This is a genomic window from Ramlibacter monticola, assembly GCF_016722785.1.
Lineage (GTDB): Bacteria > Pseudomonadota > Gammaproteobacteria > Burkholderiales > Burkholderiaceae_C > Ramlibacter > Ramlibacter monticola.
On sequence record NZ_JAEQNE010000003.1, the window covers coordinates 95,475 to 109,211 of the forward strand.

At 70.2% G+C, this 13,737-nt stretch carries 12 protein-coding genes and 1 riboswitch; of the genes, 10 read left to right on the forward strand and 2 right to left on the reverse strand.

Features of this window, described 5'->3' with window-relative positions:
• Positions 1-51: 51 nt before the first annotated feature.
• The 5 genes from JJ685_RS13875 to JJ685_RS13895 all read left to right on the forward strand — a co-directional run bounded on the left by JJ685_RS13875 (position 52) and on the right by JJ685_RS13895 (position 5,663).
• A complete protein-coding gene (locus tag JJ685_RS13875) occupies positions 52-1,098 on the forward strand; it encodes a homocysteine S-methyltransferase family protein (protein ID WP_201674862.1) in 1,047 nt (348 codons plus the stop codon).
• A 229-nt stretch (positions 1,099-1,327) separates the two neighbouring features.
• Positions 1,328-1,777: an Lrp/AsnC family transcriptional regulator gene (locus JJ685_RS13880; RefSeq protein WP_201674863.1), complete on the forward strand. Its 450-nt coding sequence runs from the start codon at positions 1,328-1,330 to the stop codon at positions 1,775-1,777.
• A gap of 9 nt (positions 1,778-1,786) precedes the next feature.
• Positions 1,787-1,855: riboswitch (S-adenosyl-L-homocysteine riboswitch) on the forward strand.
• Positions 1,856-1,895: 40 nt separating this feature from the next.
• Positions 1,896-4,592: a methionine synthase gene (metH, locus tag JJ685_RS13885; protein ID WP_201674864.1), complete on the forward strand. Its 2,697-nt coding sequence runs from the start codon at positions 1,896-1,898 to the stop codon at positions 4,590-4,592.
• A gap of 95 nt (positions 4,593-4,687) precedes the next feature.
• Positions 4,688-5,173 (forward strand): glycine zipper 2TM domain-containing protein, encoded by a 486-nt coding sequence (locus tag JJ685_RS13890; protein ID WP_201674865.1) that lies wholly within the window; start codon positions 4,688-4,690, stop codon positions 5,171-5,173.
• A 19-nt stretch (positions 5,174-5,192) separates the two neighbouring features.
• Entirely contained in the window at positions 5,193-5,663 is a 471-nt protein-coding gene (locus JJ685_RS13895; RefSeq protein WP_201674866.1) for a glycine zipper 2TM domain-containing protein, read from the forward strand.
• A 33-nt stretch (positions 5,664-5,696) separates the two neighbouring features.
• On the opposite strand, the gene JJ685_RS13900 is transcribed toward JJ685_RS13895, so the two are convergent.
• Positions 5,697-6,884, reverse strand: coding sequence for an MFS transporter (locus JJ685_RS13900; protein WP_201674867.1), 1,188 nt, complete (start codon positions 6,882-6,884; stop codon positions 5,697-5,699).
• Positions 6,885-7,076: 192 nt separating this feature from the next.
• Here JJ685_RS13900 and JJ685_RS30100 point away from each other — a divergent pair, with 192 nt between their 5' ends.
• The 3 genes from JJ685_RS30100 (at position 7,077) to JJ685_RS13915 (ending at position 10,877) form a co-directional block, all read left to right on the forward strand.
• Positions 7,077-8,765 carry a methyl-accepting chemotaxis protein gene (locus JJ685_RS30100; RefSeq protein WP_201674868.1) on the forward strand — a complete coding sequence of 563 codons (1,689 nt, stop codon included), beginning with the start codon at positions 7,077-7,079 and terminating at the stop codon, positions 8,763-8,765.
• A 126-nt stretch (positions 8,766-8,891) separates the two neighbouring features.
• On the forward strand, positions 8,892-10,625 hold the full coding sequence (locus tag JJ685_RS13910) for a methyl-accepting chemotaxis protein (protein ID WP_201674869.1): 1,734 nt from the start codon (positions 8,892-8,894) through the stop codon (positions 10,623-10,625).
• 87 nt (positions 10,626-10,712) lie between these two features.
• Positions 10,713-10,877: a hypothetical protein gene (locus tag JJ685_RS13915; RefSeq protein WP_201674870.1), complete on the forward strand. Its 165-nt coding sequence runs from the start codon at positions 10,713-10,715 to the stop codon at positions 10,875-10,877.
• Here the strand turns inward: JJ685_RS13915 and JJ685_RS13920 are convergent, their stop codons facing one another.
• Positions 10,878-12,410 carry a YifB family Mg chelatase-like AAA ATPase gene (locus tag JJ685_RS13920; RefSeq protein WP_201674871.1) on the reverse strand — a complete coding sequence of 511 codons (1,533 nt, stop codon included), beginning with the start codon at positions 12,408-12,410 and terminating at the stop codon, positions 10,878-10,880.
• A gap of 220 nt (positions 12,411-12,630) precedes the next feature.
• On the opposite strand from JJ685_RS13920, the gene JJ685_RS13925 reads away from it, so the two are divergent.
• Positions 12,631-13,374 carry a TorF family putative porin gene (locus JJ685_RS13925; protein ID WP_201674872.1) on the forward strand — a complete coding sequence of 248 codons (744 nt, stop codon included), beginning with the start codon at positions 12,631-12,633 and terminating at the stop codon, positions 13,372-13,374.
• A 20-nt stretch (positions 13,375-13,394) separates the two neighbouring features.
• Positions 13,395-13,733 carry a P-II family nitrogen regulator gene (glnK, locus tag JJ685_RS13930; RefSeq protein WP_201674873.1) on the forward strand — a complete coding sequence of 113 codons (339 nt, stop codon included), beginning with the start codon at positions 13,395-13,397 and terminating at the stop codon, positions 13,731-13,733.
• The last annotated feature ends 4 nt before the right edge of the window (positions 13,734-13,737 follow it).

Below are 13,737 nucleotides of genomic sequence, written 5' to 3' on the forward strand. Positions count from 1 at the left end.
ATTGTCCCTGAGCGCCGCTGTTCAACGCCGGTTCCGTAGAATTGGCCGACCATGAAACCTGTGATCTATACCCGTGGCCAGGCCCTGCCGGACCTGCTGGACCAGCGCATCCTCGTGCTGGACGGCGCCATGGGCACCATGATCCAGCGCTTCCGGCTGACGGAGGCGGACTTCCGGGGCGAGCGCTTCCGCGAGCACCCCAGGGACCTGAAGAACGACAGCGACCTGCTGGTGCTGACGCGCCCCGACGTGATCCGCGACATCCACGAGGGCTACCTCGCGGCCGGCGCCGACATCATCGAGACCAACACCTTCGGCGCCAACGCGTTGGCGCAGGACGACTACGGCCTGGCGCACGTGGCGCGCGAGATGAACGTCGCCGCGGCGAAGCTGGCGCGCGAAGCCGCCGACAAGTTCTCCACCCCGGACAAGCCGCGCTTCGTTGCGGGCGCGCTCGGCCCCACGCCGCGCACGGCCAGCATCAGCCCGGACGTGAACGACCCCGGCGCGCGCAACGTGGATTTCGAGCAGCTGCGCGCGTCGTACTACGAGCAGGTGGAAGGCCTCGTCGAAGGCGGCGTCGACCTGCTGCTGGTCGAGACCATCTTCGACACCCTCAACGCCAAGGCGGCGCTGTTCGCGATCGACGAATACTTCGCCGACACCGGCCGGCGGCTGCCGGTGATCGTCAGCGGCACCGTGACGGACGCCTCCGGCCGCATCCTGAGCGGCCAGACCGTGCCGGCCTTCTGGCACAGCGTGCGGCATGCGCAGCCGCTGGCCATCGGCCTCAACTGCGCGCTCGGCGCGGCGCTGATGCGGCCCTACATCCAGGAGCTGAACCGGGTCGCCCCCGATACCTTCATCAGCTGCTATCCCAACGCGGGCCTGCCCAACCCGATGAGCGAGACGGGCTTCGACGAGACGCCGGAAGTCACCTCGCGCCTGCTGCGCGAATTCGCGGCCGAGGGCCTGGTGAACATCGTGGGCGGCTGCTGCGGCACCACGCCGGAGCACATCGCGGCCATCGGCGACGCGGTGCGGCCGCTGCCGGCGCGCGCCAAGCAGCGCGCGTTCTTCTACAAGGAAGCCGCGTAGGCGCGGCCCCTTCCCTTTCCAACGCGGTCCCTCGTGAGGACACCTGCCGGGACGGCCAGCGGGCGGTGATCCGCTGGCGCCTCGCTCCGGACGACCGGCCGGTAAGCCGGGGCCCGTTGCAGGAATTGTCCCGGCGCAGGCGGAGAAAGTCTTGCCGCACTTGCTGGAATTTTCCGCCGGATCGGGAAAATCTCTGGCGCATGCGGTTTCCGGGAGATAGCATTTCGGCATGGACGCCATCGACCGGAAGATCCTCAAGGTCCTGCAGCAGGACGCGCGGACCAGCCTGCAGCAGATCGGGCAGGCCGTGGGGCTGAGCAGTTCTCCGTGCTGGGAGCGGATCAGGAAGATGGAGCAGGCCGGCGTGATCGAGGGCTACACGGTGCGGCTCAATGCGCAGGGCCTGGGCCTGAACGACACGGTGCTGGTGCAGGTCACGCTCGACAGCCACACCGACAACACGCTGGAGAAGTTCGGCGAGACGCTGGCGGCGATCCCGGAGGTGGTGGAGGCCTACTTGGTGTCCGGAGAATACGACTACCTGCTGCGCGTGGCGGTGAAGGACACGCGCGACTACGAGCGGCTGCTGCGGGAGAAGCTGTACAAGATCAAGGGGATCCGGCACAGCAAGTCGTCCTTCGTGCTGCGCACGCTGAAGAAAGCGGACCTGCCGCTGTAAAATCGTTCCCTGCTCAAGGAGCGCTGCAGCGGCTTTCGCCGTCAGGCTTGAGATGGATTCCAACCGCGCTCACCCGGCCCCTGCGAGGTGAGAAGGAATGCAGCCCGAAGTCCCCCCCATGAAGTTGTCCGGCCTGGAGCCCGTCTCCATCGGCCGCGGTACCCTGTTCGTCAACATCGGCGAACGCACCAACGTCACCGGCTCCAAGGCGTTCGCGCGCATGATCCTGGCCGGCCAGTTCGAACAGGCGCTCGCGGTCGCGCGCCAGCAGGTCGAGAACGGCGCCCAGGTCATCGACATCAACATGGACGAAGCCATGCTGGACAGCAAGGCCGCCATGGTGCGCTTCCTCAACCTGATCGCCAGCGAGCCCGACATCGCCCGCGTGCCGATCATGGTCGACTCCTCCAAGTGGGAAGTGATCGAGGCGGGCCTGCGCTGCATCCAGGGCAAGGGCATCGTGAACTCGATCTCGCTGAAGGAAGGCGAGGCCGAGTTCAAGCGCCAGGCCACGCTGGTCCGCCGCTACGGCGCCGCCGCCGTGGTGATGGCCTTCGACGAGCAGGGCCAGGCCGATACCTTCCAGCGCAAGATCGGGATCTGCCAGCGCGCCTACCGCGTCCTGGTCGACGAGGTCGGCTTCCCGCCCGAGGACATCATCTTCGACCCCAACATCTTCGCGATCGCCACCGGCATCGAGGAGCACAACAACTACGCGGTCGACTTCATCGAGGCCACGCGCTGGATCAAGCAGAACCTGCCGGGCGCGAAGGTGAGCGGCGGCGTCTCCAACGTGAGCTTCTCCTTCCGCGGCAACGACCCGGTGCGCGAGGCGATCCACACCGTGTTCCTGTACCACGCCATCCAGGCGGGCATGGACATGGGCATCGTCAACGCCGGCATGGTGGGCGTGTACGACGAGGTCGAGCCCATGCTGCGCGAGCGCGTGGAGGACGTGGTGCTCAATCGGCGCCCCGATGCCGGCGAGCGCCTGGTGGAGATCGCCGAACAGGCGAAGGGCGCGGCGAAGGACGAGGGGAAGAAGAACGAGTGGCGCGCGCTGCCGGTGGAGCAGCGGCTGGCCCACGCGCTGGTGCACGGCATCACCGACCACATCGTCGAGGACACGGAACAGGCCTACCGCAACGTGCTGGCCAGGGGCGGCCGCCCGCTGCACGTGATCGAAGGTCCTCTGATGGACGGCATGAACGTCGTCGGCGACCTGTTCGGCGCCGGCAAGATGTTCCTGCCGCAGGTGGTGAAGTCGGCCCGCGTGATGAAGCAGGCGGTGGCGCACCTGATCCCCTACATCGAGGAAGAGAAGAAGCAGCAGGAAGCCGCCGGCGAGGACGTGCGCGCCAAGGGCAAGATCGTCATCGCCACCGTGAAGGGCGACGTGCACGACATCGGCAAGAACATCGTCACCGTCGTGCTCCAGTGCAACAACTTCGAGGTCGTGAACATGGGCGTGATGGTCCCGTGCCACGAGATCCTGGCCCGGGCCAGGGTCGAGGGCGCGGACATCGTCGGCCTCTCGGGCCTGATCACCCCCTCGCTGGAGGAGATGCAGTACGTCGCCAGCGAGATGCAGAAGGACGAGCACTTCCGCGTGAAGAAGATCCCGCTGCTGATCGGCGGCGCCACCTGCAGCCGCGTGCACACCGCGGTGAAGATCGCGCCGCACTACGAAGGCCCGGTCGTCTACGTGCCCGACGCCTCGCGCAGCGTGGGCGTGGCGCAGTCGCTGCTGTCCGACCAGGCGGCGAGGTACATCGCGGAGATCAACGCCGACTACGACAAGGTCCGCCAGCTGCACGCCAGCAAGAAGCAGGCGCCGCTGTGGCCGCTGGCGAAGGCGCGCGCCAACAAGACGCCGGTGGACTGGTCGAACTACAGGCCGACCCGGCCCAAGTTCATCGGCCGCCGCGTGTTCCGGAACTACGACCTGGCGGAGCTCGCGGGCTACATCGACTGGGGTCCCTTCTTCCAGACCTGGGACCTGGCCGGCCGCTTCCCCGACATCCTCAAGGACGAGGTCGTGGGCGCCGAGGCCGTGCGCGTCTACTCCGACGGCCAGCGCATGCTCAAGCGCCTGATCGAGGGCCGCTGGCTCACCGCCAACGCGGTGCTGGGCCTCTGGCCCGCCAACACGGTCAACGACGACGACATCCAGCTCTATGCCGACGAGAGCCGCACGCAGCCGGTCCTCACCTGGTACGGCCTGCGCCAGCAGGCGGAGAAGCAGGAGATCGACGGCGTGATGCGCCCGAGCCGCTGCCTGGCCGACTTCGTCGCTCCGAAGGGCGTGGCGCCGGACTACGTCGGCGCCTTCGCGGTCACGGCGGGCATCGGCGTCGACAAGAAGGTGCAGTACTTCCTCGACGACCACGACGACTACTCCGCCATCACGCTGAAGGCGCTGGCCGACCGCCTCGCCGAGGCGCTGGCGGAGGCTCTGCACGCCCGCGTGCGCCGCGACCTGTGGGGCTACGCGCCAGACGAGACGCTCGCCAACGAGGAACTGATCGCCGAGAAGTACCGCGGCATCCGCCCGGCGCCCGGCTACCCGGCGTGCCCGGACCACAGCGTCAAGCGCGACATGTTCGCGCTGCTGCAGCCGCAGGAGATCGGGATGGAGCTGACCGACAGCATGGCGATGGCGCCGGCGGCGAGCGTGAGCGGCTTCTACCTGGCCCACCCGGAAAGCAAGTACTTCAGCGTGGGACGCATCGGCGACGACCAGGTGCAGGACCAGGCGCGTCGTCGCGGCGCCACGATGGCCGAGTTGCAACGTTTGCTTGCACCAAATCTCTGAAGCCCGCGTGAAGCATTGCACGAATGGATGAGCCGTGCGTGCGCGAGCCCTGCCGGCTTCGCGTTGAATTCCGGCAAGGAAGGAGTCCCCACGCAATGAAGAAACTTGCTGTCATCACGCTGATGGCGCTGGCCGTCGCCGGTTGCAACAGCGATCAACCCGAGCAGCCGCCGCCCGCGCCCATCGCGAAGAAGCAGGAGCACCCCCAGCGCAAGGAACAGCCGCGCGCCGAGAGCTGCCGCGACTGCGGCACGGTTGTGGCGGTGCGCGCCGAACAACGCAAGGGCGAGGGCGGCGCGGTCGGCATCATCGCCGGCGCGGCCGCGGGCGGCCTGATCGGCAACCAGTTCGGCAAGGGCGACGGCAAGAAGGCGATGACGGTGGCCGGCGCCATCGGCGGCGGCTTCGCGGGCAACGAGGTGCAGAAGCACGTGACCGCCAAGGAGGTGTGGATCACCCAGGTGAAGATGGGCGACGGCAGCGTCCGCAACTTCGAGCACGAGAAGCAGCCGGCCTGGAAGTCGGGCCAGCAGGTGCGCGTCGGCGCGAACAACAGCGTCGCGCTCGTCAACAACCACTGAGATCCGACGGAGGAACCGAATGAAGAAACTTGCCATCACCTCGATGCTGGCGCTGGCGGCCGTGGCCGCGATCGCCGACAACCCGCACGGCATGCCCCCGGGCCAGGCCAAGAAGCACCATCACGGCCACCACGAGGCCGACCAGTGCCACGACTGCGGCACCGTCGTCAACGTGCGCTTCGAGAAGCGCAAGGGCGAGGGCGGCGCGGTCGGCATCGTCGCCGGCGCGGCCGCGGGCGGCCTGATCGGCAACCAGTTCGGCAAGGGCGACGGCAAGACCGCGATGACCGTGGCCGGTGCCGTCGGCGGCGGCTTCGTGGGCAACGAGGTCCAGAAGCGCGTGAGCGCCCGGGAGGTCTGGGTCACGCAGGTGAAGATGAAGGACGGCAGCGTCCGCAACTTCGAGCACGAGAAGCAGCCGGCGTGGAAGTCGGGCCAGCAGGTGCGCCTCGGCGCGAACAACAGCATCGTCCTCGTCGTCCACAACTGACGCCCCCCGGCCCCGCCCGCGCGGGGCCGCCCCTCAGCGGGGCAGGAGGGAGCGGCGCTGCGCCAGCACGAGCGCCAGCGCCGCCACCATCCCCATCGCCAGCAGCAGCCCGAGCCCCCAGCGGTAGCCCGCCTGCGGGTTCCACAGCAGGCCCAGCGCCAGCGGTGCGATCGCGCGCGCCACGGCCTGCGGCAGCCCCAGCGCGCCATTGAGCGCCGCCACGTGCTGGCGGTTCACGTACTGCGCGATGGCCGTGCCCTTCACGATGGTGAGCATGCCGTTGCCCAGCCCATAGAGCAGCACGAACAGCAGCCCGCCCAGCGGCGAGCCCGCGCCTGCGATCAGCGCCGCCAGCGCGAGCGGGATCAGCAGCGGGATGAGCCGGTTGGCCAGGTGCAGGTCGAACCGGTGCTCGAAGAAGAACAGCAGCAGGCGCCCCAGCACCTGCACCACGCCGATGGTGGCCGGGATCGCGATCACCCAGGCCTCGGGCAGCCGGCTTTCGCGCAGCAGCGTGATGAGATGCGGCGGGATGGCCGCCGTGATCCCCATCATGCCGACCACGAACACGCCGATCAGCAGGAAGGGCGCGCTGCGCAGCAGCGTGGCGGGCGAGTGGCCGCCGGCCGCGTGCGCGCTCGCCGGCGGCGGGGCGCCGCGCAGGCAGAGGAAGTGCACCGGCACGCACACCAGGAGGTGGATCGCGGCCAGCGCGAGCAGGGCAGGGCGCCAGCCCAGGCCCGCGATGAGCCCCGCCGACAGCGGGATGAACACGCTGCTGGCCAGCCCGCCCAGGAAGGTCAGGGTGATGATCGCGCGGCGGAAATCCTGCGGGAAGCGGCGCGTGACCACTGCGAAGACCGGCGTGTACAGGGTCCCCGCGAGCGCCGCGCCGAGCAGCAGCCACGCAAGGTAGAAACCCGTGGCGGAGCGGACCTGGGAGTGCAGCAACAGGCCCGCGATCACGAGCACCGAGCCGCCGGTCATCACCGCGCGCTCGTGGCCGCGGTCGATCCAGCGGCCCACGGGATAGGAGCACACGCCCTCGGCCAGCAGTGCCAGGCTGAAGGCCAGGGAGGACTGCGCCCGGGTGAGCCCCAGTTCGCGTTCCACCGGCTCCAGCAGCAGCGCGAAGGTGTAGAAGACGCTCCCCCAGGTCACCAGCTGGGCGAGCGAGAGCCACACCACGAGGCGGCGGTCGTGGCCGGGGGCCGGGCTCATGCAGGGCGGCGCGGCGACAGCATGGAGCGGCATTGTGGCGCAGGGACCCGCCGACCGCCCGTCGCCCTCGGGCCACCGCCAATTCGCCGCCGGCGCGTCGGCTTGATCCAGCGCACGCCAACAATTGGTTACGAGTGCCATCCTCCCTTCATCCGGACCGGAATGCTCATCCCCTCCGGCGAAAGGCCCACCATGCTTTCCACACTGAAGATCGGTCCCCGGCTCGGGCTGGGGTTCTCGGCCGTGCTCGCCGCCTTCGTCGCGCTCTGGCTGCTGGCGGGCGTCAACATCCAGCACGCGCGGGATCTCAGCCACGAAGTCACGATGCGGCACGACCAGACCGGCGCGCTCGCGCAGGTGCACGGCGCCGTGTGGGCCCTGCGGGCCCACCTCGCGCAGGCGCTCGCGACGCCCGACCCTGCCGCGCGGCAGCAGCTCGCGGAACAGGCGGCGGCCACGCGCAAGAAGTTCGATGCGTCGCTGTTCAACTACAAGCAGGCGGCCGACCTCGCCCCGGCGGAAGACGCGCTGGTCCGCGAGCTCGCGGGCGCCTTCGGGCGCCTGGACGAGGCGCGGGGACGGATGTTCGAGCTGCTGGCCTCCGGCAGCAACGAGGAGGCGGCGAAGCTCGGTGCCGAAACCCTGCAGCCCGCCACCGCGCAGGCGCTGGCCGCCCTGGAGAAGCTGGAGGTCCTGAAGGACAAGGAAGTCCAGCAGGCCGACGACCACTACGGGCTGGAGCTGCGGCGCTCGGAGTGGTTCGTCCACATCGTCGGCGTCGCGGCGCTCGCCGTCGCCGCGGTGATCATCGTGCTGCTCACCCGCTCGATCACGGTGCCGCTGCGTGCCGCCGTGGCCTCGGTGGAGGCGGTGGCGCGCGGCGATCTCACGCGCTCGATCGCCGCCACTTCGGGCGACGAGACGGGGCAGCTGCTCGGGGCGCTGCAGACCATGCAGGACAGCCTGAAGCGCCTCATCGGCGAGGTGGTCCACGGGGCGAACCTGGTGGCGGAGTCCAGCGCGCAGATCGCGCAGGGCAACCTCGACCTGTCGCAGCGCACCGAGGAACAGGCCAGCACGCTGGAGGAAACCGCGAGCTCGATGGAGGAACTCACGGCCACCGTGAACCAGAATGCCGAGCACGCCCGCGAGGCCAATCAGCTCACGGCGGACGCCTCGGGCGTCGCGGCGCGCGGCGGCACCGTGGTCGGCAACGTCGTGCGCACGATGACCGGCATCTCGGAGTCTTCCCGCCGGATCGCCGACATCATCGGCGTGATCGACGGCATCGCGTTCCAGACCAACATCCTGGCGCTCAATGCGGCCGTGGAAGCGGCGCGCGCGGGCGAACAGGGACGCGGCTTCGCCGTGGTGGCCGCGGAAGTGCGCAGCCTGGCGCAGCGCAGCGCCACCGCCGCCAAGGAGATCAAGACCCTGATCGGCGACTCGGTCGGCCAGGTGGAAGCGGGCACCAGGCTCGTGCACGACGCCGGCGAGACCATGCAGGACATCGTCAGCTCGGTGCAGAAGGTGACCGCGCTGGTGGCGGAGATCGCGTCCGCCAGCCAGGAGCAGAGCCAGGGCATCGCGCAGGTCACGGCGGCCGTGACGCAGATGGACCAGGTGGTGCAGCAGAACGCCACGCTGGTGGAGGAAGCCACGGCGGCCACCGAATCGATGAAGGACGAGGCGGCGGCGCTGCTGCGCGCCGTGCGGCGCTTCCGCATCGGGGAGGAAGCTCCGCGGCCGCAGGCCGCGGTGCAATCGCCGGTGCGCGCCGCGCCGGCCGCCGTCGTCCAGGCGCAGGTCCAGGCGCCGCTCGCCGTCGCCGCCGCTGCGCCGGCGCCACGGCGCGCCAACGGCGAGTGGCAGGAGTTCTGAGCCGCTCCGCACACACCGCGCCCGTCGGCGATGAGCGGAGCGGGACGGCGCTTCGTGCTTGACCCAAGGCAAGAAGCAAATGGTTACCTCGTTCATCCTGCAGGCAAGGAAGGGAAGAACGAAACCATGCTCAAGAAACTCAAGATCGGTCCGCGCCTGGGCGTGGGCTTTGCCCTGGTCCTGCTCGCGCTCGTCGCGATCTGGACGCTGTCGGCGCTGAACGTCGAGCACACCTCGGAGCAGATGCGCGTGGGCGGCGAGCGCCACGAGCGCACGGCAGCGCTGGCACGGGCGAACTCCGCGGTCTGGTCGCTGCGCTGGGACGTGGCGCAGTTCGTTGCCCTCACGGATGCCGCCGCCCGCCAGCAGATCGTCGGCCGCGCCGCCGCCACCCGCACGCAGTTCGAGGAGGCGATGGCGGTCTACGACAAGGTCAAGTTCGGCGAGCTGACGCGCGAGGAGGATGCCCTGCGCAAGGAGCTGGTGGCGGCCTTCGTGCAGTACTCGGAGGCGCGCCTGCGCTGGTTCGAGCTGGTGAACGGCGGCAAGGGCGAGGAGGCGGTGAAGTTCCGCGCCGAGGTGCTCACCCCCGCCGGCGGAGCGACGAATGCGGCGCTCGCCAAGCTGATCGCCCTGCAGGACAAGCTGGTGGACGAGGCCGAGGCCGCCTTCCTGCAGGACCAGAAGGGCGAAGCCGTGGCCCTGCACACCCTCGGCGCGCTGGCGCTCGCCGCCGCCCTCGCCGTGGCCTGGATGCTGGCGCGCTCCATCACCGTGCCCCTGCGCCAGGCCCTGGACGCGGTGCAGGCGGTCGCCCGCGGCGACCTCACCCGCCCGATCGCGGCGGCGTCGAACGACGAGGTCGGCCAGCTGCTCGCGGCGCTGGCCACCATGCAGGCCAGCCTGAAGGACCTGGTCGGCGAAGTCGCGGGCACCGCCCGCGCCGTGGCCGACTCCAGCGGGCAGATTGCCCAGGGCAACGTCGACCTGTCGCAGCGCACCGAGGAACAGGCGAGCACGCTGGAGGAGACCGCGGGCTCGATGGAGGAGCTGACCGCCACGGTCAACCAGAACGCGGAGCACGCGCGGCATGCCAACGAGCTGGCCGCCGGGGCGTCCGACGTGGCCGTGAAGGGGGGCGAAATGGTGGGCGCGGTGGTGCGCACGATGACGGGCATCACCGAGGCCTCGCGCCGGATCGCCGACATCATCGGCGTGATCGACGGCATCGCGTTCCAGACCAACATCCTGGCGCTCAACGCCGCGGTGGAGGCGGCGCGGGCCGGCGAGCAGGGGCGCGGCTTCGCCGTCGTCGCCGCCGAAGTGCGCAGCCTCGCGCAGCGCAGCGCGGAAGCGGCCAAGGAGATCAAGGCCCTGATCGGCGACTCGGTCGGCCAGGTCGATGCCGGCAGCCACCTCGTCGACGACGCCGGCGCCACGATGCAGGAGATCGTCGCCGCGGTGAAGAAGGTGAGCACGCTGATCGCCGAGATCGCGTCGGCCAGCCAGGAGCAGAGCCAGGGCATCGCCCAGGTCACGACCGCCATCACGCAGATGGACTCGGTCGTGCAGCAGAACGCGGCCCTGGTGGAGGAGGGGACCGCCGCCACCGAATCGATGAAGGAGCAGGCTGCCGCGCTGCTGCGCGCCGTCAGCCGCTTCCGGATCGGCGAGGCCGCCGCGGCGCCTGTGGCGATGCCGGTGCAGATGCCGGCGCCGGCGGAACCTGCACGGCCGGCCCCCAAAGCCGCCGTGGCGCCGATCCGCTTCCAGCCCGCCGGCAGCGCGCCCGCCAGGGAAAGGCCGCGCGTCGCCGCGGCGCCGGGCACGCCCGCCCACGGCGACTGGAAGGAGTTCTGAGCCGGCGGAACTCCCTAAGGCGCGCCGCCCGCCTTGCCGTACATTGCATCCAGCCGTGGCGCCACCGGCGCCCGTGGAGGAGCTGCCATGGACAAGGCCTGCATCGTCGCCGTGCTCCTGCTGCTGGCCGGCTGCTCCGGGATGCCGGCCACGCAGCCGCCGCCACCGGGGTCCGCAGCCTCCTCCGCGCCCTCGATCTGCCACTGGGGTGAGGTGTCATACCCCTGCGAGGCCGGCCTGCACCGCTACTGATCAGAGCCCCGCCGGCAGCACCCGCCGGTACTGCACGGCCTCCGCCACGTGCGCCACGTCCACGTGCGGCGCCGCGGCCAGGTCCGCGATGGTGCGGGCCACCTTCAGCACGCGGTGCGTGGAGCGCGCGCTCCAGGCGAGGCGGCTGGACGCAAGGCGCAGGAACTCCGAAGCCTCGCGCGCGAGCCCCGCATGGAGGTCGATCTCGGCGCCCTGCAGCGCGTGGTTGGCCTTGCCCTGGCGGCGGATCGCCCGCTCGCGCGCGGCGGCGCAGCGCGCCTGGACCGGGGCGCTCGCTTCGCCGGGCGGCGATTGCAGCAGCTCCGGGGCGGCCAGCGCCGGCACTTCCACATGGAGGTCGATGCGATCGAGCAGCGGGCCGCTCAGGCGCCCCTGGTAGCGCCCGACCTGCTCCGGGCTGCAGCGGCAGGCCCGGGCCGAGCCGAGCCAGCCGCAGGGACAGGGATTCATCGCGGCCACCAGCTGGAAGCGCGCCGGGAACTCGCTGCGGCGGGCGGCGCGGGCGATGGTGATGCGGCCGGTCTCCAGCGGCTCGCGCAAGGCCTCCAAGGCGGCGCGCGGGAACTCGGGCAACTCGTCCAGGAAGAGGACGCCATGGTGCGCCAGCGAAATCTCGCCGGGCCGCGGCGGCGAGCCGCCACCCACCAGCGCCACCGCGCTGCAGGAGTGATGCGGCGACCCGGTCGGCCGCTGCGCCCAGTGGCCCAGGGCGAAGCGGCCGGCCAGGCTCGCGACCGCCGCGCTTTCCAGCGCCTCGGCCACGCTCATGGTCGGCAGCAGGCCGGCGAAGCGCTGCGCCAGCATCGACTTGCCCGCGCCCGGCGGCCCCACTAACAAGAGGCTGTGGCCGCCGGCCGCGGCGATCTCCAGCGCGCGGCGGGCGCCGGCCTGCCCCTTGACGTCCGCCAGGTCGGGGTAGCTGGCCGGCGCCGCGGGCGCGCCTTCGCGCAGGCGCGTCCAGCCATCCGGGTCGTGCTCCGGCAGTCCCTCGGCGGCGGGCGCGAACTGCCGCACCACGTCCAGCAGGTGCCGCGCCCGGATGACGTGGGCCCCGGGCACGAGCGCGGCCTCCTCCGCGCTGCCGGGCGGCAGCACCAGCCGCGCGGCCACTCCGGCTGCTTGCAGCGCCAGGCTGGTGGCGAGCGCGCCGCGCACGGGGCGCAGCTCGCCGGACAGCGACAGTTCGCCCGCGAACTCGTGACCGGCCAGGCGGGCGCCGTCGATCTGGCCGCTGGCGGCGAGCACGCCGATGGCGATCGGCAGGTCGAAGCGGCCGCTGTCCTTGGGCAGGTCGGCCGGCGCGAGGTTGACGGTGATCCTCTTGTTATGAGGGAACTCGAGGCCGGAGTTCAGCAGCGCCGAACGCACCCGCTCGCGCGCCTCCTTCACTTCCGTATCGGCCAGCCCCACCAGCATGAAGTTGGGCAGGCCATTGGCGAGGTGGACCTCGACCGTGACGGCGGCGGCCTCGAGCCCCAGGAGGGCGCGGCTCTGCACCAGACAAAGGCTCACGGTGACGGCTCCTCCCGATTCAGGTGCATGTCAGGGTCTGGTGCGCGCCCGCGTGGCCAATCGCACCGCTCTGGTGCGGCGCGAACGGCGATGGCGCCCTGCAAAGGGTAACGAACTGCGCCTACGAGCCGCCGACGCCCCATTTCATCCCTGTTGGGGATGGCATGCCTTTCGCTAATCCCTTCGGAGAACCTTCCAACAACGAACGGAGAACGATTCCATGAAAGCAAAACTCGCTGCGCTCCTGTCCCTGCTGTTCGCTTCCGGCGCCCTGATGGCGCAGACGACCAAGCCGCCCGAGCCCGACTACACGCTGTCGGCCAACATCGGCGCGGTCACCGACTACCGTTATCGCGGCATCTCCCAGAGCCGGCTGAAGCCCGCGATCCAGGGCGGCGCGGATTTCGCGCACAAGAGCGGCTTCTACATCGGCACCTGGGCCTCTTCGATCAAGTGGATCAAGGATGCGGGCGGCGACGCCAACGCCGAGGTCGACCTCTACGGCGGCTACAAGTTCACCACCGGCCCGGTCGGCCTCGATGTCGGCGTGCTGCGCTACCTGTATCCGGGCTCCTCCATGCCGATCAACCCCGACACGACCGAGCTCTACATCGCCGGCACCTGGGGCCCGGCCACGCTGAAGTACTCGCACGCCGTCACCAACCTGTTCGGCTTCGCGGACAGCAAGAACAGCTACTACGTCGACCTCAACGCCACCTTCGAACTGCCCTGGTACGGCCTGACGCTCACGCCGCACCTCGGCCACCAGAGCGTCAACAACAACTCCGTGTCCTCGTACACGGACTGGTCGCTCACGCTCGGCAAGGACTTCGGCAACGGCTTCAGCGCCTCCCTCGCCTATGTCGACACCTCCACCGACGCCTACCGGGGTCCCGCGCCGGACCTGAAGAACCTGGGCAAGGCCACCGCGGTGCTGGGCGTCAAGTACACGTACAACTTCTGATCGCCCCCTAGGAGAGCGCCATGAAACTCGTCACCGCCATCATCAAACCCTTCAAGCTCGACGAAGTGCGCGAGGCCCTCTCGGGCATCGGCGTGCAGGGCATCACCGTCACCGAGGTCAAGGGCTTCGGCCGCCAGAAGGGCCATACCGAGCTTTACCGCGGCGCTGAATACGTCGTCGACTTCCTGCCGAAGGTGAAGATCGAAGCGGCGGTGGCGGACGACCTCGTCGAGCGCGTCATCGAGGCCGTCGAGGCCGCCGCGCGCACGGGAAAGATCGGCGACGGAAAGATCTTCGTGTACGACCTCGAGCAGGTCGTCCGCATCCGCACCGGGGAGACCGGCAAGGAAGCGCTCTGAGCAT

Excerpts from the sequence above, each read along its gene's own strand:
- JJ685_RS13925 (WP_201674872.1), top strand. The coding sequence starts at position 12,631 with ATGAAAGCAAAACTCGCTGCGCTCCTGTCCCTGCTGTTCGCTTCCGGC.
- metH (WP_201674864.1), top strand. The coding sequence starts at position 1,896 with ATGAAGTTGTCCGGCCTGGAGCCCGTCTCCATCGGCCGCGGTACCCTG.
- JJ685_RS30100 (WP_201674868.1), top strand. The coding sequence starts at position 7,077 with ATGCTTTCCACACTGAAGATCGGTCCCCGGCTCGGGCTGGGGTTCTCG.
- JJ685_RS13880 (WP_201674863.1), top strand. The coding sequence starts at position 1,328 with ATGGACGCCATCGACCGGAAGATCCTCAAGGTCCTGCAGCAGGACGCG.
- JJ685_RS13910 (WP_201674869.1), top strand. The coding sequence starts at position 8,892 with ATGCTCAAGAAACTCAAGATCGGTCCGCGCCTGGGCGTGGGCTTTGCC.
- glnK (WP_201674873.1), top strand. The coding sequence starts at position 13,395 with ATGAAACTCGTCACCGCCATCATCAAACCCTTCAAGCTCGACGAAGTG.
- JJ685_RS13890 (WP_201674865.1), top strand. The coding sequence starts at position 4,688 with ATGAAGAAACTTGCTGTCATCACGCTGATGGCGCTGGCCGTCGCCGGT.
- JJ685_RS13875 (WP_201674862.1), top strand. The coding sequence starts at position 52 with ATGAAACCTGTGATCTATACCCGTGGCCAGGCCCTGCCGGACCTGCTG.
- JJ685_RS13900 (WP_201674867.1), bottom strand. The coding sequence starts at position 6,884 with ATGAGCCCGGCCCCCGGCCACGACCGCCGCCTCGTGGTGTGGCTCTCG.
- JJ685_RS13895 (WP_201674866.1), top strand. The coding sequence starts at position 5,193 with ATGAAGAAACTTGCCATCACCTCGATGCTGGCGCTGGCGGCCGTGGCC.
- JJ685_RS13915 (WP_201674870.1), top strand. The coding sequence starts at position 10,713 with ATGGACAAGGCCTGCATCGTCGCCGTGCTCCTGCTGCTGGCCGGCTGC.